We start from the raw sequence: 26,324 nt of genomic DNA, 5'->3' as shown, positions 1-26,324 counted from the left end.
TACGAAGGAGTAATCATTCATGGCTGACTACGTCATCGCTATCGACCAGGGGACCACGTCGTCCCGCGCGATCATCTTCGACAAGAAGGGATCGATCGTCTCCACCGGCCAGAAGGAGCACGAGCAGATCTTCCCGCGCGCCGGCTGGGTCGAGCACGACCCGATCGAGATCTGGAACAACGTCCGCGAGGTGATCGGCCAGGCTCTCTCCCGCGCCGACCTGACCCGCCACGACATCGCCTCCGTCGGCATCACCAACCAGCGCGAGACCGCTGTCGTCTGGGACAGGACGACCGGCAAGCCCGTCTACAACGCCATCGTCTGGCAGGACACCCGCACCCAGTCGATCGTCGACCGCCTCGCGGGCGACGAGGGCGCTGACCGCTTCAAGTCGATCGTGGGCCTCCCGCTCGCGACCTACTTCTCCGGCACCAAGATCGTCTGGATCCTCGAGAACGTCGAGGGTGCGCGCGAGAAGGCCGAGGCGGGCGACCTGATCTTCGGCACGACGGACACCTGGGTCCTCTGGAACCTGACCGGCGGCATCGACGGCGGCGTCCACAAGACCGACGTCACCAACGCCTCCCGCACCCTGTTCCTCGACCTCGAGACCCTCGAGTGGCGCGACGACATCCTCGAGGCCTTCGGGGTCCCGAAGTCGATGCTCCCCGAGGTCTGCTCCTCCTCCGAGGTCTACGGCCACGTCGAGTCCTCGTCGCTGCTGCGCGAGGTCCCGATCGCCGGCATCCTCGGCGACCAGCAGGCCGCGACCTTCGGCCAGGCGGCGTTCGATCCGGGCGAGGCGAAGAACACCTACGGCACCGGCAACTTCCTGATCTTCAACACGGGCACCGAGATCGTCCACTCGAAGAACGGTCTGCTCACCACCATCGGCTACAAGCTCGGCGACGGCGAGGTGCACTACGCGCTCGAGGGCTCGATCGCGGTCTCCGGCTCGCTGGTCCAGTGGCTGCGCGACAACCTGGGCCTCATCGGCTCGGCCCCCGAGGTCGAGGCGCTGGCCGCCACCGTCGAGGACAACGGAGGCGCGTACTTCGTCCCCGCCTTCTCGGGTCTGTTCGCACCCTACTGGCGCTCCGACGCCCGCGGAGCCCTCGTCGGCCTCACCCGCTACGTCAACAAGGGCCACATCGCCCGCGCCGCGCTCGAGGCGACCGCCTTCCAGACCCGCGAGGTCCTGGACGCGGTCAACGCCGACTCCGGCGTCCCCCTGCAGGAGCTCAAGGTCGACGGCGGAATGATCGCCAACAACCTGCTCATGCAGTTCCAGGCCGACATCCTCGGCGTCCCGGTCGTCCGACCGGTCGTCGCGGAGACCACCGCGCTCGGAGCGGCCTACGCGGCCGGTCTCGCGGTCGGCTTCTGGGAGAACCTCGACGACCTGCGACAGAACTGGCAGGAGGACTCGCGCTGGACCCCGCAGATGGACCAGGACGAGGCCGCCCGCCAGTACCGCCTCTGGAAGAAGGCCGTCACCAAGACCTTCGACTGGATCGACGAGGACGTGCAGTAGTTTTCTCCGCGGCAGTCCCTGCCTGCCGCGGCGCGGTCGGCTCGTCGAGGCGGTCTCGTCTCGGAGAGCGGGTCGCGTCCGGCTAGGGGACGACGCTGACACGCGTCCTCCCCGTTCGCCTCGTGCGGCGAGCGGATGACGTGAGTCCGTTCACGGTGAAGCGCCCTGTCCGACCCTCGGGTCGGGTGGGGCGCTTCGTCGTTCCGACGACGGCGCAACGAGTATCGCAACGGGGTGGTTCGGGGACACCCATGCTGGTCGAGTGGTCGCCGCAGCCGGCTCATCGAGACCCGGCAATTCGGACCTGCATGCTGGTCGCGTAGTCGCTGCAGGCGGCTTATCGAGACCCGGACCGGGCGGGGCCTCAGTCCGCCGACAGCCCGAGCTGCGCGTCCAGCTCGTCCAGGGAGCCGATCCGGCGCACGCCCAGCTCGACCGCCTCGGGCGGCAGCTCGCGGCCGTGCTCGGGACCGCCGACGCGGTCGAGCCAGACGCCGCGCAGGCCCGCAGAGGCCGCTCCGACGGCGTCGGTGCCGAGCCGGTCGCCGACGTAGAGGGCCTCCTCCGGAGAGACCCCGAACCGCTCGCAGGCGATCGCGAAGATCCGCGCGTCCGGCTTGGCGACGCCGACGTCGCCGGAGGCGATCACGTGCTCGAAGCGACCGGAGAGGCCCGTGCCCTCGATCTTCCCCCGCTGGAAGTCGAGCACGCCGTTGGTGATGACGCCGAGGCGGACTCCGGCGGCGTCGAGCCGGTCGAGGACGGGCAGCGCGTCGTCGTGGAGGGTCCAGGCGGCGACGTAGTGCTCGAGGTACCCGCGGAACCAGGAGCTCGCCTCCTCGGGAGTCAGCCCGACTCCGGCCTCCGCGGCGAAGTCCGTGGCGCGCGCCCGGCGCTGGCCCTCGTAGTCGAGCTCGCCCGCGAGGTAGCGGTGGTAGTGCTCCTCCTCGAGCAGGTGCCAGCGGCGCTGCACGTCGGCCGGCTCGCCGGCGTAGGCGGCGCCGAGCGAGGCGGCGTACGCGACGATCCCCTCCCGCACAGCGCGGGCATGGGCGAAGAGGGTGTCGTCGAGGTCGAAGAGCGCGAGCCGCAGCACGGCCGCCTCAGCGGACGCGGCGGAGGAGGCCGACGGAGTCGTAGACGGCGGCGAGCGTGCGCTCCGCGGTCTCGGACGCGCGGTCGGCGGCGAGGGAGAGGACCCGGTCGAGCTCGGCCGGGTCGGCGAGCAGCTCCGCGGTCCGCGCGCGGATCGGGTCGAAGGTGGCGGCGACCACCTCGACGAGGCCCTTCTTGAGGTCCCCGTAGCCGCGGCCCGCGTACTCCTGCTCCAGCGACTCGACGGAGCGGTCGGCGAGGACCGAGTAGATCGTCAGCAGGTTCGAGACGCCGGGCTTCGCCGCCCGGTCGAAGCGCACCTCCGACTCGGTGTCCGTCACGGCGCGCATGATCTTCTTCGCGGTCGCCTTCGGCTCGTCGAGCACGCTGAGCAGGCCCGCATCCGACTCCGCCGACTTCGACATCTTGGCGCCCGGGTTCTGCAGGTCGAAGATCTTCGCGGTCTCGCGCACGATGTGGGGCTCCGGCACGGCGAAGGTCTCGCCGAAGCGCGAGTTGAAGCGCGCGGCGAGATCGCGGGTGAGCTCCAGGTGCTGGCGCTGGTCCTCGCCGACCGGCACCGCGTCCGTCTGGTACAGCAGGATGTCGGCCGCCATCAGGATCGGGTAGGTGAACAGGCCCACCGAGGCGGCCTCAGCGCCCTGCTTCGCCGACTTGTCCTTGAACTGCGTCATCCGGCTGGCCTCGCCGAAGCCGGTCAGGGTGTTGAGGACCCAGGCGAGCTCGGCGTGAGCGGGCACGTGGGACTGGATGAAGAGGGTCGAGCGCGCGGGGTCGATGCCCGCGGCGATGTACTGCGCGGCGGTCGCGCGGGTGCGCTCGCGGAGCTGCTGCGGGTCCTGCGGGACCGTGATCGCGTGCAGGTCGACGACGCAGAAGTAGGCGTCGAAGTCCTCCTGCATCGCGACCCACTGGGTCAGCGCGCCGATGTAGTTGCCGAGGTGCAGCGACCCGGAGGAGGGCTGCATGCCGGAGAAGATGACGGGCTTGGCGCCCGGGGTGCTGGGAGTCATGGGTGGCCTCGAGGGGTCGGTTCGCGGGGGAGAGGGTCAGAGCTCGTAGTCGACGACCACGGGGGAGTGGTCGGACCAGCGGGTGTCGTAAGAGGCGGCGCGGTCGACCTCGTAGCTGCGGGCGAGGTCGGCGAGCGCGGGCGTGGCGAGCTGGTAGTCGAGGCGCCAGCCGGTGTCGGTGTCGAAGGCCTGGCCGCGCTGCGACCACCACGTGTATGGTCCGGGCACCTCGCCCGCGAACCGGCGGCCGAGGTCGACCCAGCCCAGTCCGGCACCGGCGTTGTAGTCCGGGTCGCCCTCGGCGCCGACGAAGCGGTCGACGTAGGCGCGCTCCTCCGGGAGGAAGCCGGCCTTCTTGACGTTGCCCTTCCAGTTCTTGATGTCGAGCGTGCGGTGGCCGACGTTGAGGTCGCCCATCACCACGGCGAGCTCGCTGTGCGCCTGGATCTCGGGCAGGCGCGCCTCCATCGCGTCGAGGAAGCGGTACTTCTCGACCTGCTTGGGGGTGCCGACCTCGCCGGAGTGGACGTAGGTGGAGACGACGGTGAGCGAGCGGCCGCCGACCTCGTAGTCGGCCTCGAGCCAGCGTCCGGCCGAGTCGAAGTCGTCGGCGCCGAACGTCACGCGGTGGATCGTGGCGCGCCTGCGCGAGGCGAGAGCGACTCCGGCGCGCCCCTTGGCGGCCGCCTCGTCGTGCAGCACGTCCCACTCGTCCCCGAGGAGCCCCGTGAGGTCGTCCGTGGAGGCGCGGACCTCCTGCAGGGCCAGGACGTCGACGTCGCGGGCGGCGAGCCAGTCGCCCATCCCCTTGCGGTAGGCGGCGCGGACGCCGTTCACGTTGACGGAGGCGATGCGGAGGGTGCTGCGAGTCACCGGAGCAGTCTATTCGGAGCCGCGGAGCGGGCCGCCCGGCCGCGCTCGCACCCCGGAACGCGGAAGCCGGCGGCCGCCTCGCGCCACTCCCTCGGAGAGGGGGAGGAGCGCGGAGGCGACCGCCGGCGGGACCGCTCAGGACGGTCGGTCGGAGGGGATCAGGCGGGGACGGCCTGCGCGGTGGCGGGCTCGGGCACCTCGGCGACCACCGGGGCGCGCTTGATGCTCTTCGCGATGATCACGCAGACGGCCGTGACGACCATGCCCACCAGGATGGCGACCAGGTAGAGGATCGGCTGCCCGACGAGCCCGGTGACCCAGACGCCGCCGTGCGGGGCGCGGAGGGTGGAGCCGAAGAGCGCGACGAGCGCACCCGTGACGGCCGAGCCGACCATGGCGGACGGGATCACGCGCAGCGGATCGACCGCGGCGAACGGGATGGCCCCCTCCGAGATGAAGGACGCGCCCAGCAGGTAGGCGGCCTTGCCGTTCTGGCGCTCGGCGTCGGTGAACAGGCGCTTGCGGAGCGTCGTGGCCAGGGCCAGACCCAGCGGCGGGGTCATGCCGGCGGCCATGACGATCGCCATCACCTTGAACTGCACGGAGTTCGGGTCGCCGTCGGCGGGGACGGAGGCGAGGCCGGTGGTCGCGAAGGCGTAGGCCACCTTGTTGACCGGACCGCCCATGTCGAACGCCATCATGAGGCCGAGGATGATCCCCAGGATGATCAGGTTGCCGCCCGAGAGGCCCGAGAGCCAGGACGACAGGCCCTCGCTCAGTGCGCGGAGCGGCGCTCCGAGCACCACGAACATCAGGAAGCCGGTGATGAAGGTGGCGATCAGGGGGATGATCACGACGGGCATCAGCGACTTGAACGCCGCGGGGAGCTTGATCCGCGAGATGTAGAGGGCCGCGTAGCCGGCGATGAAGCCGGAGGCGAGGCCGCCAAGGAAGCCCGCGCCGACGGTGACCGCGACCGCGCCGCCGAGGAAGCCCGGCGCGATGCCGGGACGGTCGGCGATGCCGAAGGCGATGAAGCCCGAGAGCACCGGCACCAGGAACGCGAAGGTCGCGCTTCCGATGAGGAACATCACTCCGGCCCAGTCGGTGATGTTCGCGACGTTGAAGCCGTCGTCGATGATCTGCTGGGCCGTGAAGTCGACGATCCGGTAGCCGCCGAACAGGAACGACAGCGCGATCAGCAGACCGCCCGCCGCGACGAACGGGATCATGTAGGAGACGCCGGTCATCAGGTTCTGGCGGATGCGCGTGCCGACGCCGACCTTCTTCGGCGCGGCGGGGGCCGCGGCCGGAGTCGAGCGGGCGGGGGCGGACGCGGCGGAGCCGGAGCCGCGGAGGGCCAGAGCGCGGTCGAGGACCTCGTCCGGCTTGGACAGGGCCTCGGCGACGCCCACCTGGAGGATCGGCTTGCCGGCGAAGCGGTCCTTGCCGCGGACCTCGAGGTCGGCGGCGAGGATGACGACGTCCGCGGCGGCGATGTCGGCCGCGGTCATCTCGTCCGAGCCGGCCGCGCCCTGGGTCTCGACGTGGATCGGGTAGCCGCGCTTCTTCGCAGCCTGCTCGAGCGCCTCCGCCGCCATGTACGTGTGGGCGATGCCCGCGATGCAGCTGGTCACGGCGACGAAGCGCGGGCCGGAGGCGGGGCTCGCGGCGGGCGCGTCCTGCACCTTCGCCACGGCGCGGTCGATGACGTCGGCCGCCTTCGCGAGCGCCTCCGACGTGCCCACCTCGAGGGTGGGCTTCCCGGCGAAGCGCTCCTTGCCGCGGACCTCGAGGTCGGCGGCGAGGATCACGACGTCGGCGTCGGCGATGGTCCGGTCCGACATGGGATCGGACCCCGCGGCGCCCTGGGTCTCGACCTGGATCTCGTACCCCTTCTTCTTCGCGGCCTGCTCGAGGGCCTCGGCCGCCATGTAGGTGTGCGCGATGCCGGCGATGCAGCTCGTGACGGCGACGATCCTCATGAGACGACGACCTCTCGGGCGATGATGTCCGCGACCTCCTGGCCGCTGGCGGCGGCGCGGAGGGAACCGGTGAAGGACTCGTGGATCAGCTTGCGGGCGAGCTGGGCGAGGATCTTGAGGTGCGCCTGGTCGGCGCCGTCCGGAGCCGCGATCAGGAAGATCAGGTCGGCCGGGCCGTCGGGGGCGCCGAAGTCGACGCCCTGCTTCGCGATGCCGACCGCCACGCTGGGCGAGACGACGTGGGAGGAGCGGGCGTGGGGGATCCCGATGCCGCCGGGCATGCCGGTCGCCATCTGCGACTCGCGGTCGCGGACGTCGGCGAGGAAGCCGTCGAGGTCGGTGACGCGGCCGGCGTCGGCGAGCGTCTTCGCGAGCTGCGCGGTGGCCTCGTCCTTCGTGGCGGCGGTGAGGTCGACGATGACCGTCGACGCCTCGGTGAGAGCAGTCATGCGCTCAGTTCTCCAATCGGGAGGGTGGGGTCGGGGTTCTCGACGACGGAGACGTCGTCGAGGCGGAGGGAGTCGGGACCCGGGGCTTCGCTGCCCGGGAGCTGGACGGCGGCGGTACCCCACGCGACTGCTGTCGCGAGGCGCTCCGCCTCCGTGGCGTCGACGGCCGAGAGGTAGCCGGCGAGCGTGCTGTCGCCGGCGCCGACGGTGCTGAGGGGCACGACGGCGGGGGCGCCCGCCCACCACGACGCGTGCGCCGTGACGAGGAGGGCGCCGTGCTCTCCGAGGCTGACGAGCGCTCGCGCGTCGGGCAGCTGCAGGAGTTCACGGGCTCCGGCGACGACGTCTCCGACCGTCGTCAGGGAGCGGCCGAGGAGCTCCTCGAGCTCCTCGAGGTTGGGCTTCACCAGGGTGGCGGTGCCGGCCGCGATGATCGCGGTCAGGGGGGCTCCCGAGGTGTCGACGGCGAGGGGGACGCCGAAGTGCAGGGCGAGGCGGCCGAGAGCGGGGTAGAAGTCCGCTCCCAGTCCCGGGGGGACGCTGCCGCAGGCGACGAGCCAGCGGGGCGAGGCCGAGACGTGCTCGCCGATCAGCTCGGAGAGGGCGTGGGCCTCCTCCTCCGTGACAGCGGGGCCGGGCTCGTTGATCTTGGTGGTGCGGCCCGTCCGGTCGTCGACCACGGTGATGTTGGTGCGGATCGGGTGGGCGATCGCCGCACTGGCCGAGCGGACTCCGGCGGCCCGGAGCATCGTGGACAGGTCGAGGCCGGTGGAGGCGTCGGCCGGGTAGACCGCGGTCGCCTCGACGCCGTTGCGGGCGAGGGCACGGGCGACGTTGACGCCCTTGCCGGCCGGGTCGCGCCGCACGTCGTGCGCGCGGTTGACCTCGCCGACGGCGAAGCCGCTCGTGGAGAGGGTGACGTCGATGCTCGGGTTGGCGGTGACGGTGACGATCATGCGCGGACGACCTCCGGGCCGGCCGACTCGATGTCGTCGGCGAGCTCGTCGTCGACATCGGCGTCGGTGATGACGGTGTCGACCGCGGACAGCGGAGCGACGTGCCCGAAGTCCTGCCGGCCGAACTTCGAGTGGTCGGCGAGGACCACGACCCGGCGCGCGGAGGCGATGATCGCGGACTTGACGACGGCCTCATCGAGATCGGGGGTGGTGAGCCCGCGCTCGAGGCTGAGGCCGTTCGTCCCGATGAAGGCGACGTCCACCGAGACCGTGGAGAGGGCCTGGGCGGCCCACGGCCCGACGGCGGCCTGCGTGACTCCGCGCAGGTGCCCGCCGATGAGGTGGAGGTCGATGTTGGGCCGGCCGACGAGCGCCATCGCGACGGGGAGGGAGTGGGTGACGACCGTCAGCCGGCGGTCCAGGGGGAGCAGCTCCGCCAGCCGCACCGTGGTGGTGCCGGCGTCGATGGCGATCGAGCCGCCGTCAGGCACCTCGGCGAGGGCCGCGGTGGCGATGCGGTCCTTCTCGCCGGCGAGGTGTCCCTCCCGGGCGGCGACCTCGGGCTCGATGCCCAGCCGCTCGACGGGGATGGCTCCGCCGTGCGCACGGCGCAGCAGGCCCCGCTTCTCGAGGCTGGTGAGATCGCGGCGGATCGTCTCCGGCGTCACGGCGAGGGAGAGGGCGAGGTCGCGGACCTCGACACGCCCGTCGGTGCGGGCGCGGTCCAGGATCGCCTGGTGCCGCTCCGGTGCGTACATGTGGACTCCGTCGTCTGGCCGTGGGTGGTGCGCCGGATCCGCGGTGTCGTTGCCGACCTCGGATCTGCGTTTACCTCTTTTTAGACCCGTTCAGGAGGGAAGTCAACAGAAACGGACAGAATCGGCAGGCGGAATCGGGCGCGGCGACGCCGGGAAGACCGGGAAGCGGACCGCCGGGTCAGGCGGCGAGCTGCTCGAGCTCCTCCTCGAGCTGCGCGAGCTGGCGCTCCAGGCGCCGTCGTTTCAGGAGGGACGCCTCCGGCAGCGCGGCGCGAAGCCGCTCGCGCTCGGCCTCGGCGAGGGTGCGGCGCGCGGTGCGCAGCTGCTCCTCCCGCTCCTTCTCGCGCTCCTCCGGCGTGAGCTTGCGCGCCGAGATCCCGGCGTCGCTCATCCCGACGGAGATCCACGACGCGGCGATCAGGATCACCTGGCAGACGAGGTTGAACCAGATCAGCAGACCGATGAGGACCGCGAACGAGGCGAGCAGCGGATTGCGGGAGGCGCCGCCCAGCAGCTGCGTTCCGAGGACCTTGAGCGCGCCGAGAGCGATTCCGCCGAGCAGCGACCCCGCCCAGAGGTTCTTCCAGGGGATCGAGATGCCCGAGAGGATGCGGAAGGAGCCGGCGAGGGTGCCCGTGTCCAGGGCGAGCATGATCAGCAGGCCGACCGCGCTGCCGGCGAGACGGGCCGGCATCGACTCGCTGCCGATCCCGAGGAAGCCGAACGCCACGTCCACCAGCGAGGTCGAGAACACGGAGAGACCCGCCGAGACCAGCAGCACCGCCCCGAAGACCAGGGCGAGCCCCGCGTCCTTGAGCTTGAGCAGGACGAAGAGGGTCGTGGGTCCGGGGAGCGAGAAGAGCAGCCGGACCGCCTGGCGCAGGCTCCCCAGGAAGTTCAGCGCCGTCCAGAGCAGGCCGGCGGCCGCGATCGCACCCGTCCAGCCGAGGATCGACGAGTCGAGCAGGTCGTCCACCGACACGAGCGCGTTCTTCCCGCCGATCAGGCCGGGGACGGAGCGGGTCACCAGATCGAGGAGGGAGTCGCGCAGCACCGAGTCGTCGCGCACCCAGAAGCCGAAGACGGCGAAGAAGACGAAGAGCGCCGCGAAGACCGCGAACAGGGCCTGGAAGGCGAGTCCGGAGGCGAAGAGGGGCCCGCCGGTCTCGGAGTAGTGGAGAATCACCCGCACCGGCCGCGTCCGCATGACCCGCTCGAACAGGCCCGGGATCCCGCGGGGAGTGTCGGCCGCCTCGGTCATTCCTCCAGCGTACTGAGGCCTCGCGGCGCTCCCGTGCACGCGGCCGCCTGCACGCTGGAACGCGTCCGGCCCGCCGGATCCGAGGATCCCGGCGGGCCGGACGCGTTCGCGAGGGGGAGGATCAGGCGCGGCCGCGGATGACGGCCTGCTTCACCTCGGCGATCGCCTGCGTGATCTGGATGCCGCGCGGGCACGCCTCCGTGCAGTTGAAGGTCGTGCGGCAGCGCCACACGCCCTCCTTGTCGTTGAGGATGTCCAGGCGCGCTCCACCGGCGTCGTCGCGCGAGTCGAAGATGAAGCGGTGGGCGTTCACGATCGCCGCGGGGCCGAAGTACTGCCCGTCGGTCCAGAACACGGGGCAGGACGAGGTGCACGCGGCGCAGAGGATGCACTTCGTGGTGTCGTCGAAGCGGGCACGGTCGGCGACCGACTGCACGCGCTCCTTGCCCTTGGGTGCCGGGGTGTTGGCGACCAGGAACGGCTGCACCTCGCGGTAGGAGGCGAAGAACGGCTCCATGTCGACGACGAGGTCCTTCTCGAGGGGCAGGCCCTTGATCGCCTCGATGTAGATCGGCTGCGAGATGTCGAGATCCTTGATCAGCGTCTTGCAGGCCAGGCGGTTGCGGCCGTTGATCCGCATCGCGTCGGATCCGCAGATGCCGTGCGCGCACGAGCGGCGGAAGGTCAGCGATCCGTCCTGGTCCCACTTGATGCGGTGCAGGGCGTCGAGGACGCGGTCGGTCGAGTACATCTCGACGTCGAAGTCCTGCCAGCGCGGCTCGGCGTCCACCTCGGGGTCGAAGCGGCGGATGATGAACGTGACGGTGAACGCCTCCGGGGCCGCGGGGGCGGCGGGCGGCTGCTCGAGGGTAGCGGTCGACATGGCTAGTACTTCCTCTCCATCGGCTGGTACCGGGTGATCACGACGGGCTTCCAGTCGAGCCGGATGTGGTCACCGGCGTCGGAGGAGTGGGCGTCACCGGAGAGGTACGCCATCGTGTGCTGCATGTAGTTCTCGTCGTCGCGCTTCGGGAAGTCGTCGCGCATGTGGCCGCCGCGGCTCTCCTTGCGGTTGCGCGCCGAGTAGACGACGACCTCGGCGAGGTCGAGCAGGAAGCCCAGCTCGACGGCCTCGAGGAGGTCGGTGTTGAAGCGCTTGCCCTTGTCCTGCACCGAGATGTTGCGGAACCGGTCGCGCAGGCGCTGGATGGTCCCGGTGACGGCCTCGAGGGACTCGTCGGTGCGGAACACCTGGGCGTTCTTGTCCATCTCGTCCTGCAGCTCCTTGCGGATCGAGGCGATCCGCTCGGTGCCGGTCGCGGAGCGGAGCGAGGCGAGCATGTCGCGGATCGCGCCGGCCGGGTCGGCGGGCAGAGGGGTGAAGTCGACCGTCTTGGCGTAGTCGGCGGCGTTGTTGCCGCTGCGCTTGCCGAAGACGTTGATGTCGAGGAGGGAGTTGGTGCCGAGGCGGTTGGAGCCGTGCACCGAGACGCACGCGCACTCGCCGGCGGCGTAGAGGCCGGGGACGACGGTCGTGTTGTCCGAGAGCACCTCGGCCTTGACGTTGGTCGGGATGCCGCCCATCGCGTAGTGCGCGGTCGGCATGACGGGGACCGGCTCGACGACGGGGTCGACGCCCAGGTAGGTGCGGGCGAACTCGGTGATGTCGGGGAGCTTGGTCTCGAGGACCTCGGCGCCCAGGTGGGTGCAGTCCAGCAGCACGTAGTCCTTGTGCGGTCCGGCGCCGCGGCCCTCCGCCACCTCCTGGACCATGCAGCGGGCGACGATGTCGCGCGGCGCGAGGTCCTTGATGGTGGGGGCGTAGCGCTCCATGAAGCGCTCGCCCGAGGCGTTGCGGAGGATCGCACCCTCTCCTCGCGCTCCCTCGGTGAGGAGGATGCCGAGGCCGGCGAGGCCGGTCGGGTGGAACTGGAAGAACTCCATGTCCTCCAGGGGGAGGCCCTTGCGCCAGATGATGCCGACGCCGTCGCCGGTGAGGGTGTGCGCGTTGGAGGTGGTCTTGTAGATCTTGCCGAAGCCGCCGGTCGCGAAGATGATCGCCTTCGCCTGGAAGACGTGCAGCTCGCCCGTGGCCAGCTCGTAGGCGACGACGCCGGAGGGCTTGGCCACTCCGTCGACCTCGGTCATCACCAGGTCGAGGACGTAGAACTCGTTGTAGAAGTTGATGCCGAGCCGGACGCAGTTCTGGAACAGCGTCTGCAGGATCATGTGGCCGGTGCGGTCGGCCGCGTAGCAGGCCCGGCGGACGGGCGCCTTGCCGTGGTCGCGGGTGTGGCCGCCGAAGCGGCGCTGGTCGATCTTGCCCTCCTCGGTGCGGTTGAAGGGCAGGCCCATGTTCTCGAGGTCGATGACCGCGTCGATGGCCTCCTTCGCGAGGATCTCGGCCGCGTCCTGGTCGACGAGGTAGTCGCCGCCCTTGACGGTGTCGAAGGTGTGCCACTCCCAGCTGTCCTCCTCGACGTTCGCGAGGGCGGCGGCCATGCCGCCCTGCGCCGCTCCGGTGTGGGAGCGGGTCGGGTACAGCTTCGAGATCACGGCCGTCTTCGCCTTGGGGCCGGCCTCGATGGCCGCGCGCATCCCGGCACCGCCGGCGCCGACGATGACGACGTCGAACTGGTGGTAGTGGACGCCGTCGGGTCCGACGGTCTGCGCGAAGGCGCTCTGGTCGGCGCCGGTGTGGGAGTGGCCTGGTGTGCTCACGGGGTGGGTGCTCCGTCGTACGGGGATGGGAGGGGGAGGTGCCGGGACGCGGTGCCGCGGACCGGGAGGGGCGCGGGCCCCTCTCCGATCCGCGGCACCGTGGTCACGCTGCGCAGAAGGAGGGCAGCAGATCCGCGGCGGTGCCGGCGGGGCACGGGTCGAACGCGAAGACGACCCAGGTGCCGAGCGCGATCAGCGCGACGACGGCGACGAGGATGCCGCCCTTGAAGGCCTTGGCCAGCAGGGGCGAGGTCGCGTAGTCGTTGACCAGCGTGCGCATGCCGTTGCCGCCGTGGATCAGCGCGAGCCACAGCATGAGGACGTCCCACCACTGCCAGAACGGGTTCGCCAGCTTGCCGCCGACGAAGCCGAAGTCGATGGCCTTGATGCCGTCGCCCAGCAGCAGGTTGTAGATGAGGTGCCCGAAGATCAGGACGATCAGCACGACGCCGGAGGCGCGCATGTAGATCCAGCCCCACTTCTCCCAGTTGGTGCCGGAGGAGCGGGTCGGGGTGTGCGGGGTCCGCGGTGCGGCGACGGTGCTCAATGCGCACCCCCCTCGCTGAAGACGTTGATCAGGTGGCGCGGCGCGAAGCCGAGCATCAGCACGACCCAGAGGCCCATGACGACCCAGAAGAGGACGCGCTGGTTGCGGGTCGCCCAGCTCCAGAAGTCGACCAGGATGATCCGCAGGCCGTTCAGCGCGTGGAACGCGATGGCGCCCACGAGCCCGGTCTCGCCGAGTCCCATGATCGGGTTCTTGTACGTGCCGATGACCGCGTTGTACGCCTCGGGGCTCACGGCGATGAGAGCGGAGTCGAGGACGTGGACGAGGAGGAAGAAGAAGATGGCGACACCGGTGATCCGGTGGAGCACCCATGACCACATGCCTTCGCGACCGCGGTACAGGGTGCCGGCCGGACGCCGGATCTTCCCCTGCTTCCGGGGTGCGAGGGTTTGAGCAGCTTGAACTGACACGAACAACCCTCCCTGGTTGTGCTCCGACGGCCTGACCTGTTCCCACGTCGCGTGGACGGGGACGGGGCGGGGAGCGACGAGAAACTCGCCCTCCGATTCTAAGCGCGCTCGCAGGCGGGCGCGGCTTAGGCGAGCCTTAGCTGCGGGGCAGGGCGAGGGCGCGCGCCCCCGCGGTCGCGTAGTGCGCGAGGAGCTCGTCGGTGAGCGCGCTCCAGGTGCGGTGGAGCACGCGACGGCGGCCCGCCTCGGCGAGCCGGGCGCGCAGTGCGGGATCGCGGACCAGGCGCTCCACCTGCCGGCGCAGGTCGGAGTCGCTCTCGGGCGCGTAGAGCAGGCCGTCCACGCCGTGCTCGATGAGGTCGGTGGGGCCGCCCGCGTGCGGCGCGACCACGGCGGTGCCGGATGCCTGCGCCTCCTGGACCGTCTGGCCGAACGTCTCCTCCGTGCCGGTGTGCACGAAGACGTCGAGCGCGGCGAAGACCGCCGGCAGCCGGTCGCCGTCGAGCCGGCCGAGCATCCGCGCCGCCGGGCCGAGGGCGGCGGCGACCCGGGCGGAGGAGGGGCCGTAGCCGCCCACGACCAGCTCCGCGTGCGGGAGGGAGGCGAGCGCCGCCATCCGCTCCACCCTCTTCTCGGGGGAGAGGCGCCCGATGTAGCCGACGAGCGCGTCGTCGGCGCCGAGTCCGGCACGGACGGCCTGCGCGGAGGGGGAGGAGCGGCGGCGCGGGTGGAAGCGCTCGCTCTGCACGCCGCGGCCCCACAGCGCGGTGCGCTCGATACCGGCGGCGGCGAGGTCGTCGAGGGCGCTCGTGGAGGGGGCGAGGGTCAGGTCCGCCCCGGCGTGGATCTGGCGGATCACCCGCCAGGCGAGGGCGCGGGCGCCGCGGATGCCGTAGCGGGCCGCGAATCGCGCGACGTCCGTCTGGTAGATCGCGACACTCGGCACCCCGAGCCGGCCGGCCGAGGCGATGGCGCGGGCGCCGAGGAGGAAGGGCGAGGCGACGTGCACCACGTCGGGCTTGAAGTCGGCCAGCTCCCGGGTGAGGGCGAGCGTGGGGATTCCGACCGGGAAGTCGCGGTAGGCGATCGCCGGGTGCTCCACGACGCGGTGGCCCGCGTAGTGGCCCGGCGCCCCCGCGGCCGGGCAGACGACGAGCGCCTCGATCCCGCGCTCCGCGAACTCGTCGAGCACCCGCAGGACGCTCGTGGTCACGCCGTTCAAGGACGGCAGGAAGCTCTCGGTGACGACCGCGACTCTCACGCCCCGGACGCTACGGCGGCGGGATGAACGGCGGCGCGCGCCCGGGTGAACGGACGGTCGCGCTCGGGCTCCCTTGTATCCTGCGGACATGACATCACCTGAGACCGATGGCCGCGCCCCGCTCGACCGCTTCTACAGCGTGATCCCCGCCGGCGGGATCGGCTCGAGGCTGTGGCCGCTCTCCCGGGCCGACGCCCCGAAGTTCCTGCACGATCTGACGGGGTCGGGACAGACCCTCCTCCGCGACACCTGGGACCGCCTCGCGCCCATCTCGGGCGCCGACCGGATCATGGTCGTGACCGGGCGCGCGCACCGCGCCGCCGTCGAGGAGCAGCTCGAGAGCCTCGAGGACCTCAACGTCGTCCTCGAGAGCGAGCCGCGCGACTCGTCCGCCGCGATCGGCCTGGCCGCCGCCATCCTCGAGCGCCGCCAGCCGGGCGTGATCATCGGCTCGTTCGCCGCCGACCACGTCATCAGCGGTCAGCAGCTGTTCCACGACGCGGTCGCCGAGGCCGTCGTCGCGGCGGACGCGGGCTACATCGCGACCATCGGCATCACGCCGACCGAGCCTGCCGTGGGCTTCGGCTACATCCGCACGGGGAAGCACCTCGGGATCGACGGGGCGACGCACACGCTCGCCGTCGACTCCTTCGTCGAGAAGCCCGACGCCGACACCGCGCGCGCCTATCTCTCCAGTGGTCAGTACCTCTGGAACGCGGGCATGTTCATCGCCCGCGCCGACCGCCTCCTCGAGGAGCTCGGCCGCGCCAAGCCGAAGCTGCTCGCCGGACTGCTCGAGCTCGCCGCCGCGTGGGACACCCCGGAGCGCGGCGCGGTCGTCGACCGCATCTGGCCGGGCCTGGAGAAGATCGCGATCGACTACTCCGTCGCCGAGCCGGCCGCGGCCGCGGGCAAGCTGGCCGTCGTGCCCGGCCACTTCTCCTGGGACGACGTGGGCGACTTCGCCTCGATCGCGAAGCTGCACTCGAGCGGACTCCGCTCGGACCTCGCCATCCTCGGCGAGGACGCGCGTGTTCTGGCCGACTCCGCGACGGGCATCGTCGTCAGCGGCGGCAACCGCACCATCGCCCTCATCGGAGTGAAGGACATCGTCGTCGTGGACACCCCCGACGCACTCCTGGTGACCACGACCGAGAACGCCCAGAAGGTCAAGGGCGTCGTCGACGCCCTGCGCCTCTCCGGCCGCACGGACGTCCTCTAGCCCTCCGTCCCACCCGTCGAAGCGCGGCCCTCCCCTCGGAGGCGCCGCGCTTCGCCGTTCCGCCCCTCGCCTCCTGCGCGTGCGGCGGTCCCGATCCGCCGTTCGCGCGGCGACTCGACCACCCTCGATGAGGGCCTCGGCCGTCCCGCTCGGTGCTGGCGGGCGGGTCTCCGCTCGCGCGGCAATTCGACCACCGTGGAAGCACCCGTCCGTGCCCGACCGCGCGCAGCGCGGAGCTCCCACGAGCACTCTCGACGTCCGGCAGCAGGGGAGAGGGCCGCGAGCCGGAATCGCGTGCCAAGCGATTCAGGCCAGCCCGACGCGACCCGCTCTGCGGAACGCACCCGTCGCGAAGCCGACCGCGCCGAGCCGCCCCGCGGCTCGGAATCGAGCCCAGCCGCCCGCGCCGAGCCGCTCCGCGGCTCGGAATCGAGCCCAGCCGCCCGCGCCGAGCCGCTCCGCGGCTCGGAATCGAGCCCAGCCGCCCGTACCCGCGACACGCTCCCCATGTCGCGAAGATCAACACTGTGTAACTCTTCCTGACCACCACCGTCCGGGCGGCTGAGCGGCTTGTCACATTGGGTAACGTGTGGGAATCGACGCCCTGTTGCGCTCGTCGCGCGGGGCCGCATTCCTGGAGGACGACATCTTGACTATCACCTCGCGTAAGGCCGCGTTCGGCGGTCTCGCCGCCCTCGGCGTCACCGCGCTTCTCGCCGGTTGCGCCTCCGCCCCCGAGGAGAGCGGCTCCAGCGCCGCCGCCGGTGGCGACTTCCTGCCCTGCATGGTCTCCGACGCGGGCGGGTTCGACGACAAGTCGTTCAACGAGCTCGGCTACAACGGCCTCGTGAAGGCCTCGGAGGACCTCGGTGTCACGCCGAAGACCGTCACCTCGGAGTCCGAGACGGACTACGCCCCGAACCTGACCAGCCTCGTCGACCAGGGCTGCAACCTGATCATCACCGTCGGCTTCGCGCTGGCGGAGGCCACGTCGGCCGCGGCCGAAGCGAACACGGACATCGACTTCGCGATCATCGACGACGCGTCGATCGACCTGCCGAACGTCAAGCCGATCACCTTCGACACCTCGCAGGCGGCGTTCCTCGCCGGCTACACGGCCGCGTCGTACTCCAAGACCGGCGTCGTCGGCACCTACGGCGGCCAGCAGTTCCCGACCGTCACGATCTTCATGGACGGCTACGCCGACGGCGTGAAGTACTACAACGAGCAGAAGGGGAAGGACGTCAAGGTCGTCGGCTGGGACGTCGACGCGCAGACCGGCTCCTTCACCGGCGGCTTCGCGGCGGGCGTCGAGGCCAAGTCGGCCGCGCAGTCGCTGATCGACCAGAACGCGGACGTCATCCTCCCCGTCGGCGGTCCGATCTTCCAGTCGGCGATCGAGGCGATCCGCGACTCCGGCAAGGACATCGCGATGGTCGGCGTGGACGCGGACCTGTACGAGACCTACCCCGACGGCGCCGACCTGTACCTGACCTCGATCCTCAAGGGCATCGAGGCCGGCACGACCGACGTCACCAGCTCCGCCGGAGCCGACGACTTCGACCCCACTCCCTTCGTGGGCACCCTCGAGAACGACGGAGTCGGCATCGCGCCGTTCCACGACTTCGAGTCGAAGGTCTCGGGCGACCTGCAGGGCGAGCTCGACACCATCAAGGCGGGCATCATCGACGGCTCCATCACCGTCACCTCCCCGTCCGCTCCCGCGGCGTCCTAGCCGCTTACTCGAAGAGGCCGGCGGGCCCGAGCACACCTCGGGACCGCCGGCCTCTTCGTCGGTCCGGCGGGCGGATCGGCTCCGCTGCGTCCCTCGATCCCGGCCGACGGCGCATCGTGGCGCGAACCGAAAGTTAGATTGGTCCCATGAAGCTCGAACTGCGTGGCATCACGAAGCGCTTCGGCGCGCTCGTGGCCAACGACCACATCGATCTCACCGTCGAACCCGGTGAGATCCACTGCCTCCTCGGCGAGAACGGCGCGGGCAAGTCGACGCTCATGAACGTGCTCTACGGCCTGTACCAGGCCGAGGAGGGGGAGATCCTGCTGGACGACGCGGTCCAGCACTTCTCCGGTCCGGGTGACGCCATGAAGGCGGGCATCGGGATGGTCCACCAGCACTTCATGCTCGTCCCCGTGTTCACCGTCGCCGAGAACGTCATGCTGGGCCACGAGGAGACGAAGGCCGGCGGGCGCCTGGACCTCGCCGCCGCGCGCGCCCGGGTGCGCGAGATCTCGGACCGCTTCGGCTTCGACGTGGATCCCGACGCCCTGGTCGAGGACCTCCCCGTCGGCGTGCAGCAGCGGGTCGAGATCATCAAGGCCCTCTCCCGCGACGCCCGGGTGCTCGTGTTCGACGAGCCGACCGCGGTGCTGACCCCGCAGGAGACCGACGAGCTGATCGCGATCATGCGCCAGCTGCGTGCGGCCGGGACCGCCATCGTCTTCATCACGCACAAGCTCCGCGAGGTGCGCGAGGTCGGAGACCGCATCACCGTCATCCGCCTCGGCAGAGTCGTGGGGGAGGCGTCGCCGACGGCGAGCAACGCCGAGCTCGCCTCGCTGATGGTGGGCCGCGCCGTCGAGCTGACGGTGCAGAAGGAGCAGGCGGTGCCGGGCGACGAGGCCCTCGTCGTCTCGAACCTCACCGTGCGCGACGCCAACGGCCAGGCCGTCGTCGACGACGTCTCCTTCGAGGTCCGCCGCGGCGAGATCCTCGCGATCGCGGGCGTGCAGGGCAACGGTCAGACCGAGCTCACCGAGGCGATCATGGGCCTGCAGGAGCGGGTCGAGGGCTCGGTGACCCTGGACGGGCGCCGCCTCGACGGGCTGTCCGTGCGCCGCGTCCTCGAGTCGGGGGTCGGCTTCGTCCCCGAGGACCGCACCGAGGACGGTCTGGTCGCCGAGTTCACGATCGCCGAGAACCTCATGCTCGACCGCAGCGACCGCGGTCCGTTCGTGAAGGGACTGGGCCTGCGGCTGAAGGAGCTCGAGCGCTTCGCCGAGGAGCGGGTGCGCGAGTTCGACGTGCGCGCCCAGGGGATCGGCACCCACGTCGGCCGCCTCTCCGGAGGCAACCAGCAGAAGGTGGTGCTCGCGCGCGAGCTCAGCCGGGAGCTGCGGCTGTTCATCGCGGCGCAGCCCACCCGCGGCATCGACGTCGGCTCCATCGAGTTCGTCCACAAGCGCATCGTCGAGACGCGCGACACCGGGGTCCCCGTGATCGTGGTGTCGACGGAGCTCGACGAGGTCGCGGCGCTCGCCGACCGCATCGCGGTCATGTACAAGGGCGGGATCATCGGCATCGTCCCCGCCGACACGCCCCGCGAGGTCCTGGGGCTCATGATGGCCGGGCAGGCGCCCGCCGAGAAGGGAGCGGCGGCGTGAGCGACGCGCAACTGCCCGCGGTCGATCCCGACGCGGAGACCGAGAAGGCGTCCGGGCTCGAGCCCGGCCAGAAGCCGGATCAGGAGGTGCGCCCCGGCCCGCTCGAGAGCGGTGCCTCGCGTGTCCTGCGCGAGATCCTCTCCGGCACCGCGCTGATGTCGGTGCTCGCCGTGCTGCTCTCCCTCATCGCGGGCGGCGTGCTGATCGCCGCGACCGACAAGGACGTCCAGGCGGCGTCGGGCTACTTCTTCGCCCGGCCGCTCGACACCCTGCAGGCGATCTGGCAGTCCGTCTCCGGTGCCTACTCCTCGCTCTTCCAGGGCTCGGTCTACAACTTCCGTCGCGAAGGCTTCGCCAACGGCATCAAGCCACTGACGGACACCCTGGCCTTCGCGACCCCGCTGATCGCCGGCGGCCTCGGAGTGGCGCTGGCCTTCCGCGTCGGCCTGTTCAACATCGGCGGCCGCGGTCAGATGCTGATCGCCGCCGCCTGCGCGGGCTGGGTCGGCTTCTCCTTCGACCTCCCGTGGGGCGTGCACCTGATCGTCGCGCTCGCCGCCGGCATCCTGGGCGGCGCGCTCTGGGGTGGACTCGTGGGACTGCTCAAGGCCCGCACCGGCGCGCACGAGGTGATCCTCACGATCATGCTCAACTACGTCGCGTTCTACCTGATCTCGTACCTCCTGCGGACGCCCGGCGCGCTGCAGGCGCCCGGCTCGAACAACCCGAAGTCGCCCGGGATGAAGGAGACCGCGGTCTTCCCGGCGCTCCTCGGCCCCGGATACTCGCTCACGCTCGGCTTCGTCTTCGCGGTCCTCGCGACCGTGTTCGTCTGGTGGCTCCTGAACCGCTCGACGATCGGCTTCAAGTTCCGCGCGGTGGGGGAGAACCCTCACGCGGCCCGGGTCGCGGGCATCGACGTGAAGAACAGCTACGTGTACGCGATGCTCCTCTCCGGCGGCCTGCTCGGCCTCGCCGGCAGCGCCCAGGTGATGGGGACGGTCACGACCGGCTTCACCTCCGGGATCGACGCGGGCATCGGCTTCGACGCGATCACGGTCGCGCTGCTGGGCCGCTCCCGCCCCTGGGGCGTGTTCTTCGCCGGCATCCTCTTCGGCGCCTTCAAGGCGGGCGGCTACTCGATGCAGGCCGCCGAGGGCGTGCCGATCGACGTGGTCCTCGTCGTCCAGTCGCTGATCGTCCTCTTCATCGCCGCACCGCCGCTGGTGCGCGCGATCTTCCGCCTCCCGACGCCCGGGGCCGCCCCGAAGCGCCGCACCCGCCGCACCTCGGAGGTGTCCGCATGAGCACCGCCGTCGCCACCGCCCCCGACCGCGTCGTGATCCGCAGCTGGAAGGCGCCGATCGCGTTCGGCGTCTTCGCGCTGCTCGCCGTCGTCCTCTTCGTGGCCCTCGGCCGCGACGGGACGAGCTCGTTCCGCCTCGCCGCGGGGACCGACTTCTTCGCGCTGCCGGACATCCCGTTCCCGACGCGGGGGACGGGCGTGGTCGTCGCGATCCTCCTGGTCGCCCTGGCCGTCGCGTCGGCCGCACTCACCCGCGCCGGCCGCCGGATCCCGCTCTGGCTCTCGGCGGTCTTCGCCCTGGTCTTCCTGATCGGGTTCCTCGTCTGGGCGTCGGCCGGTGCCGCCCTGCCCGTCTCGGGACTTCTGCTCGGGACCGTCGGACTCGCCACTCCGCTGATCTTCGGCTCGCTCGGCGGCGTCATCTCGGAGCGTGTCGGAGTCGTCAACGTCGCGATCGAGGGGCAGCTGCTCGCCGGCGCCTTCACCGCGGCGATGGTCGGCTCCCTCACCCGCCAGCCGGTGCTCGGCCTGCTCGCGGCGATGGTCGCGAGCGTCCTGGTGTCGTTCGTGCTGGCCGCCTTCGCGATCAAGTACCTGGTCGACCAGGTGATCGTCGGAGTCGTGCTGAACGTGCTGGTGACCGGCCTGACGAGCTTCCTCTACTCCCAGGTCCTCTCCGCCGACACGTCGACGTTCAACTCGCCGGTGAAGTTCGACCGCCTCCCGATCCCGGTGCTCAGCCAGGTGCCGGTCGTGGGCGCCGTCCTGTTCAACCAGACGGTGATCGTCTACCTGATGTACTTCGCGATCTTCGCGGTGTGGTGGGGGCTGTTCAAGACCAAGTGGGGCCTCCGCCTGCGCGCCGTCGGCGAGCACCCGCAGGCCGCGGACACGGTGGGCATCGATGTCGCCCGCACGCGCTTCTGGAACGTCTCCCTCGCCGGGGCGATCGCCGGAGTCGGCGGCGCGTACTACACGCTCGACGCGGTCGGCGCGTTCGGCAAGGAGATGACCGCGGGCGCGGGCTTCATCGCCCTGGCCGCCGTCATCTTCGGCCGCTGGGACCCGATCAAGGCGACGCTCGCGTCGCTCCTGTTCGGCTTCGCGACCAACCTGCAGAACGTGCTCGGCGTCATCGGCTCGCCCGTGCCCAGCGAGTTCATGCTGATGCTGCCGTACGTCGTGACGATCTTCGCGGTGGCCGGTCTCGTCGGCCAGTCCCGCGGACCGGCCGCCGCCGGCAAGCCGTACCTGAAGTCCTGAGAGGAGCCGTCGTGACCGACATCGATTGGGAGGCGCTGCGCGAGGCCGCCCTGGAGGCCATGAGCCGCGCCTACGTCCCGTACTCGAAGTTCCCCGTCGGGGTCGCCGCTCTCGTGGACGACGGTCGGACGATCTCGGGCTGCAACGTCGAGAACGCCTCCTACGGGCTCACGCTCTGCGCCGAGTGCGCGCTGGTGTCCTCTCTGCACATGACGGGCGGCGGCCGGCTCGTCGCCTTCACCTGCGTCGACGGGAAGGGCGGCGTCCTGATGCCCTGCGGGCGCTGCCGCCAGCTGCTCTTCGAGCACTCGGCCGAGGGCATGCTCCTCCAGACCGTGTCGGGCGTGAAGACGATCGACGAGGTCATCCCCGACGCCTTCGGCCCGCGCACCCTCGAGGCCTACGCCGCCTCCTAGCGCCGCCGTCACCGCTCCCACTCCCGAACCGAGGACTCCGCATGACCCGCACCACCCCCGTCGAGGACTTCGACGCCGTCGACATCATCCGCACCAAGCGCGACCGCGGCACGCTCTCGACCGCGCAGATCGACTGGCTGATCGACGCCTACACCCGCGGCTACGTCGCCGACGAGCAGATGGCGGCCTTCGCGATGGCGGTCCTGCTGAACGGGATGGAGCGCGACGAGATCCGCGACCTCACCCTGGCGATGATCGCCAGCGGCGAGCGCATGCGCTTCGACGGACTCGGCAAGCGCACGGTCGACAAGCACTCCACGGGCGGGGTCGGCGACAAGATCACGCTGCCGCTGATGCCGCTGGTCGCCTCCTTCGGCGTGGCGGTGCCCCAGCTCTCGGGACGCGGGCTCGGCCACACGGGCGGAACGCTCGACAAGCTGGAGTCGATCCCGGGCTGGCGGGCCGACCTCGGCAACGAGGAGATGCTGGAGCAGCTGCGGACGGTCGGCGGCGTGATCTGCGCCGCGGGCTCGGGCCTGGCCCCCGCCGACAAGAAGCTCTACGCGCTCCGGGACATCACCGGGACCGTCGAGGCGATCCCGCTGATCGCGTCCTCGATCATGTCGAAGAAGATCGCCGAGGGGACCGACGCCCTGGTGCTCGACGTGAAGTTCGGCTCCGGGGCGTTCATGGTCGACATCGAGCGCTCGCGGGAGCTGGCGCGGGCGATGGTCGACCTCGGCAACGACGCGGGGGTGCGGACCACCGCGCTGCTGACCAACATGAACGTGCCGCTCGGTCTGGCCATCGGCAACGCGAACGAGGTGCGGGAGTCGGTCGAGGTGCTCGCCGGCGGCGGCCCCCCGGACGTCCGGGAGCTGACGCTGGCCCTGGCCCGCGAGATGCTGGCCCTCGCCGGGCAGCCGGACGCGGATGTCGAGCGCGCCCTCGACGGCGGCGCGGCGATGGACACCTGGCGCGCGGTCATCCGCGCTCAGGGAGGGGATCCGGATGCGGCGCTTCCCGAGGCCCGCGAGACCCACGTCGTGGTCGCCGAGCGCGACGGCGTCCTGGTGGAGCAGCAGGCGCTGCCGTTCGGCATCGCCGCCTGGCGCCTGGGCGCCGGACGCGCCCGCCAGTCCGACGCGGTGCAGCACGCGGCGGGGATCGACCTGCACGCGAAGCCGGGCGACCGCGTCCGCGCGGGCCGGCCCCTGCTCACGCTGTCGGCCGACGAGCCGGAGCGCTTCGCCCGGGCGCTCGAGGCGCTCGACGGTGCCTACCGGATCGGCGACGACGGCGACGAGGTGCTCGACGGCGGCCCCCTCGTGGCGGAGCGCGTCTCCTAGCCCCGCGCCGCCCGGCACGGAGGAGGCGCCGCCCGGCGAGCCGCTCCCGCCGACCCTCTAGGGTGGTCGGCGAACCACCGCCGACCCGCGAGGAGCACCGTGACCGATCAGACCGAGGAGTACCTCCTCCCGGGCGAGGGCGTCCTCATCGACGAGCTCCCCAAGGTGTCGCTGCACGACCACCTCGACGGGGGGCTGCGGCCCGGGTCGGTCCTCGAGATCGCCCGCGAGACGGGCGTGCCGCTCCCGGCCGAGGAGCCGGATGCCCTCGCCGAGTGGTTCCGCGCCACGGCCGACTCCGGCTCCCTCACCGACTACATCGCCACCTTCGAGACGACGGTCGCCGTGATGCAGACCGCGCCGGCGCTCGAGCGCGTGGCCCGCGAGTTCGTGCTCGACCTCGCCGCCGACGGAGTCGTGCACGGCGAGGTGCGCTGGGCGCCGGAGCAGCACCAGCGCGCCGGGCTCTCGCTCGACGCGGCTGTCGAGGCGGTCCAGGAGGGGCTGCAGCAGGGCGTGCAGGAGGCGGCGGCGCAGGGACACCGCATCCGCGTCGGCCAGCTGATCACCGCGATGCGGCACGCGGACCGCTCGCTCGAGGTCGCCGAGCTGGCGCTGCGCCACCGCGAGCGCGGTGCGATCGGCTTCGACATCGCCGGAGCCGAGGCGGGCTTCCCCGCCTCGAGGCACCGTCCCGCCTTCGAGCTGCTCGCGGCGGCGCACTTCCCGACCACGGTGCACGCGGGGGAGGCGGACGGCCTCGACAGCATCCGCTCCGCCCTGCTCGACGGCCGCGCGCTGCGCCTGGGTCACGGCGTCCGGATCGCGGAGGACATCCGCATCGAGCGCCAGGACGACGACGCGAGCTACGTGACCCTCGGCGAGCTCTCGGAGTGGGTGAAGGACCGCGAGATCGCCCTCGAGCTCAGCCCCTCCTCCAACCTGCAGACCGGCGCCGTCGCGGCGTGGGGTGCCGAGCTCGCCGACCACCCCTTCGACCTGCTCTACCAGTTGGGCTTCCGCGTCACGGTGAACACCGACAACCGCCTGATGAGCGCGACGACCCTCAGCCGCGAGCTCGCCCTCCTGTCCGACGCGTTCGGGTACGATCTCGACGACTTCGAGGCCTTCCAGCTCAACGCGGCCCACGCCGCCTTCCTGCCGCTCGACGAGCGCCGCGAGCTCGTCGAGACGATCAGCGCCGGCTTCGAGGCGGCCTGACGGTGCCGCTCGACGCGCTCCCCGAGGAGGCGGTGGCCCTCCGCCACTCCGCCGGATCCTGGCGGGAGGCCGTCCTCGAGGCGGGCCGTGCTCTCGAGCGGACCGGTGCGGTCGACGCCGCCTACTCCCGGCGCATGGTCGAGCAGGTCGACGTGCTCGGGCCGTACATCGTCATCGCGCCCGGGCTCGCCCTCGCGCACGCCCGGCCCGGCAACGACGTCCTCGCGGACGGCCTCTCCGTCGTCACGCTGGCCGAGCCCGTCGCCTTCGGGCACAGCACCAACGATCCGGTCTCGGTCGTCATCGGGATCGCCGCCACCCAGGCGCACGGGCACGTCGGCTTCGTCTCCGGGCTCGCCGACGTGCTCAGCCGTCCGGACGCGGTCGGTGCACTCGCCGCCGCCCGCACCCTCCGCAGCATCAACGCCGTCCTCACCGACAGCACCCCGCACCACCCGCACCACGGAAGAAGCGCATGAAGATCGTCACCCTCTGCGGCGCCGGAATCGGCACCTCCGCCATCCTCAAGCTCGGCGCCGAGCGCGCCCTCGAGACCCTCGACCTCGAGGCCGAGGTGATCGCCTCCGACCTGGCCTCCGTCGACGCGCTCGCCGCCGACGCGCAGGTCATCCTCACCTCCGGTGAGCTCGTCGACCGCATCGGCCGCACCTTCGCCGAGGTCGTCGTCATCGACAACTACCTCGACCAGAACGAGATCACGGAGAAGATCGAGCGGGCGCTGGGCTGAGCTCGACTCTGAGCCGCTCCCTGCGCGGCTCAGCGCGGTCGGCCTCCCGACGGGGTGCGTTCCGCAGAGCGTATTCCGTCGGGCTGCCTCGAATCGCTGCCACGCGATTCTCGGACGCGCCCTCCACCTTGCGGTGAGAGGGCGCTCCCTCCTCCTGCTGGTCGAGTAGCCGCAGAGCGGCGTATCAAGACTCCCATTTCCAGGGCGCGATGTGTCTACCGTGCGGTGGGAGGGCGTCCGTCGTCCGCCCCTGCTGGTCGAGTGGCCGCGGAGTGGCGTGCCGGGAGCCGGCTTCCTGCGCGGACGGCTGCTCGGACCTCGGGGGGTCAGCGGGCGGCGAGCTGCTCGAGGACGGTCCCGATCAGGCGGCGGGCGCGTCGACGGAGGCCAGGTCGGAGGCGATCACCTCGGCCTCGAGGTCGAGGGTCTCGAGGGCGGTCTAGGCGCCGATCTTCACGATGGCGTAGGTGCCGATTCCGGGGCCGCAGAGGG

General features: G+C 71.4%; 24 protein-coding genes. 11 read left to right on the top strand and 13 right to left on the bottom strand.

The features are described 5' to 3' along the window. Positions 1-19 precede the first annotated feature (19 nt). The gene (gene glpK, locus C5C95_RS08810; RefSeq protein ID WP_104324254.1) at positions 20-1,534 is read left to right on the top strand and encodes a glycerol kinase GlpK; all 1,515 of its coding nucleotides are present in this window, start codon (positions 20-22) and stop codon (positions 1,532-1,534) included. A 364-nt stretch (positions 1,535-1,898) separates the two neighbouring features. Here the strand turns inward: glpK and C5C95_RS08805 are convergent, their stop codons facing one another. The 13 genes from C5C95_RS08805 to C5C95_RS08740 all read right to left on the bottom strand — a co-directional run bounded on the left by C5C95_RS08805 (position 1,899) and on the right by C5C95_RS08740 (position 14,905). Then, positions 1,899-2,630, bottom strand: a complete 732-nt coding sequence (locus tag C5C95_RS08805; RefSeq protein ID WP_104249471.1) for an HAD family hydrolase — start codon at positions 2,628-2,630, stop codon at positions 1,899-1,901. Between the two features lie 7 nt (positions 2,631-2,637). Continuing rightward, the gene (gene trpS / locus C5C95_RS08800) at positions 2,638-3,663 is read right to left on the bottom strand and encodes a tryptophan--tRNA ligase (protein WP_104232840.1); all 1,026 of its coding nucleotides are present in this window, start codon (positions 3,661-3,663) and stop codon (positions 2,638-2,640) included. 36 nt (positions 3,664-3,699) lie between these two features. Beyond that, positions 3,700-4,536 carry an exodeoxyribonuclease III gene (locus tag C5C95_RS08795; protein ID WP_104324253.1) on the bottom strand — a complete coding sequence of 279 codons (837 nt, stop codon included), beginning with the start codon at positions 4,534-4,536 and terminating at the stop codon, positions 3,700-3,702. Between the two features lie 158 nt (positions 4,537-4,694). Further along, entirely contained in the window at positions 4,695-6,521 is a 1,827-nt protein-coding gene (locus C5C95_RS08790; protein ID WP_104232839.1) for a PTS fructose-like transporter subunit IIB, read from the bottom strand. After that, positions 6,518-6,970, bottom strand: a complete 453-nt coding sequence (locus C5C95_RS08780) for a PTS sugar transporter subunit IIA (RefSeq protein WP_097166616.1) — start codon at positions 6,968-6,970, stop codon at positions 6,518-6,520. The genes C5C95_RS08790 and C5C95_RS08780 overlap by 4 nt, the downstream gene beginning before the upstream one ends. Next, on the bottom strand, positions 6,967-7,926 hold the full coding sequence (locus C5C95_RS08775; RefSeq protein ID WP_104223191.1) for a 1-phosphofructokinase family hexose kinase: 960 nt from the start codon (positions 7,924-7,926) through the stop codon (positions 6,967-6,969). The genes C5C95_RS08780 and C5C95_RS08775 overlap by 4 nt, the downstream gene beginning before the upstream one ends. Then, on the bottom strand, positions 7,923-8,684 hold the full coding sequence (locus C5C95_RS08770) for a DeoR/GlpR family DNA-binding transcription regulator (RefSeq protein ID WP_104226423.1): 762 nt from the start codon (positions 8,682-8,684) through the stop codon (positions 7,923-7,925). The genes C5C95_RS08775 and C5C95_RS08770 overlap by 4 nt, the downstream gene beginning before the upstream one ends. Positions 8,685-8,862: 178 nt before the next feature. Next, positions 8,863-9,945 (bottom strand): YhjD/YihY/BrkB family envelope integrity protein, encoded by a 1,083-nt coding sequence (locus C5C95_RS08765; protein WP_104324252.1) that lies wholly within the window; start codon positions 9,943-9,945, stop codon positions 8,863-8,865. A 121-nt stretch (positions 9,946-10,066) separates the two neighbouring features. Further along, positions 10,067-10,828 carry a succinate dehydrogenase iron-sulfur subunit gene (locus C5C95_RS08760; protein ID WP_068254543.1) on the bottom strand — a complete coding sequence of 254 codons (762 nt, stop codon included), beginning with the start codon at positions 10,826-10,828 and terminating at the stop codon, positions 10,067-10,069. A 2-nt stretch (positions 10,829-10,830) separates the two neighbouring features. Next, positions 10,831-12,567 (bottom strand): succinate dehydrogenase flavoprotein subunit, encoded by a 1,737-nt coding sequence (gene sdhA, locus C5C95_RS08755; RefSeq protein ID WP_104232891.1) that lies wholly within the window; start codon positions 12,565-12,567, stop codon positions 10,831-10,833. Between the two features lie 202 nt (positions 12,568-12,769). Next, positions 12,770-13,213, bottom strand: a complete 444-nt coding sequence (locus C5C95_RS08750) for a succinate dehydrogenase hydrophobic membrane anchor subunit (protein ID WP_104223187.1) — start codon at positions 13,211-13,213, stop codon at positions 12,770-12,772. Next, on the bottom strand, positions 13,210-13,596 hold the full coding sequence (gene sdhC / locus C5C95_RS08745) for a succinate dehydrogenase, cytochrome b556 subunit (protein WP_258059417.1): 387 nt from the start codon (positions 13,594-13,596) through the stop codon (positions 13,210-13,212). Before sdhC ends, C5C95_RS08750 begins: the two co-directional genes overlap by 4 nt. Positions 13,597-13,780: 184 nt before the next feature. Continuing rightward, positions 13,781-14,905, bottom strand: coding sequence for a glycosyltransferase family 1 protein (locus tag C5C95_RS08740; RefSeq protein ID WP_104324251.1), 1,125 nt, complete (start codon positions 14,903-14,905; stop codon positions 13,781-13,783). 88 nt (positions 14,906-14,993) lie between these two features. Here C5C95_RS08740 and C5C95_RS08735 point away from each other — a divergent pair, with 88 nt between their 5' ends. The 10 genes from C5C95_RS08735 to C5C95_RS08690 all read left to right on the top strand — a co-directional run bounded on the left by C5C95_RS08735 (position 14,994) and on the right by C5C95_RS08690 (position 25,832). After that, positions 14,994-16,127, top strand: coding sequence for a mannose-1-phosphate guanylyltransferase (locus tag C5C95_RS08735; RefSeq protein ID WP_104223184.1), 1,134 nt, complete (start codon positions 14,994-14,996; stop codon positions 16,125-16,127). A 649-nt stretch (positions 16,128-16,776) separates the two neighbouring features. Further along, positions 16,777-17,862 (top strand): BMP family protein, encoded by a 1,086-nt coding sequence (locus C5C95_RS08730; RefSeq protein ID WP_104232890.1) that lies wholly within the window; start codon positions 16,777-16,779, stop codon positions 17,860-17,862. Positions 17,863-18,008: 146 nt separating this feature from the next. After that, positions 18,009-19,529 (top strand): ABC transporter ATP-binding protein, encoded by a 1,521-nt coding sequence (locus tag C5C95_RS08725; RefSeq protein WP_104226419.1) that lies wholly within the window; start codon positions 18,009-18,011, stop codon positions 19,527-19,529. Further along, positions 19,526-20,836, top strand: a complete 1,311-nt coding sequence (locus C5C95_RS08720; RefSeq protein ID WP_219812597.1) for an ABC transporter permease — start codon at positions 19,526-19,528, stop codon at positions 20,834-20,836. The genes C5C95_RS08725 and C5C95_RS08720 overlap by 4 nt, the downstream gene beginning before the upstream one ends. After that, positions 20,833-22,098, top strand: a complete 1,266-nt coding sequence (locus C5C95_RS08715; protein WP_104324250.1) for an ABC transporter permease — start codon at positions 20,833-20,835, stop codon at positions 22,096-22,098. The genes C5C95_RS08720 and C5C95_RS08715 overlap by 4 nt, the downstream gene beginning before the upstream one ends. Positions 22,099-22,109: 11 nt before the next feature. Continuing rightward, positions 22,110-22,514 (top strand): cytidine deaminase, encoded by a 405-nt coding sequence (locus C5C95_RS08710; RefSeq protein ID WP_104324249.1) that lies wholly within the window; start codon positions 22,110-22,112, stop codon positions 22,512-22,514. Positions 22,515-22,555: 41 nt separating this feature from the next. Continuing rightward, positions 22,556-23,863, top strand: a complete 1,308-nt coding sequence (locus C5C95_RS08705; RefSeq protein ID WP_104324248.1) for a thymidine phosphorylase — start codon at positions 22,556-22,558, stop codon at positions 23,861-23,863. A 99-nt stretch (positions 23,864-23,962) separates the two neighbouring features. Further along, positions 23,963-25,084, top strand: coding sequence for an adenosine deaminase (locus C5C95_RS08700; protein WP_104324247.1), 1,122 nt, complete (start codon positions 23,963-23,965; stop codon positions 25,082-25,084). A 2-nt stretch (positions 25,085-25,086) separates the two neighbouring features. Next, complete coding sequence (locus tag C5C95_RS08695) at positions 25,087-25,563, top strand: PTS sugar transporter subunit IIA (protein ID WP_104223177.1); 477 nt, start codon at positions 25,087-25,089, stop codon at positions 25,561-25,563. Next, entirely contained in the window at positions 25,560-25,832 is a 273-nt protein-coding gene (locus C5C95_RS08690; protein WP_104226416.1) for a PTS sugar transporter subunit IIB, read from the top strand. The genes C5C95_RS08695 and C5C95_RS08690 overlap by 4 nt, the downstream gene beginning before the upstream one ends. Positions 25,833-26,324: the final 492 nt, after the last annotated feature.

Source organism: Rathayibacter sp. AY1B7 (genome assembly GCF_002932735.1).
Classification (GTDB): Bacteria; Actinomycetota; Actinomycetes; order Actinomycetales; family Microbacteriaceae; genus Rathayibacter.
Note: the sequence above shows the minus strand (reverse complement) of the source record. Positions and strands in the feature narration are given on the sequence as shown.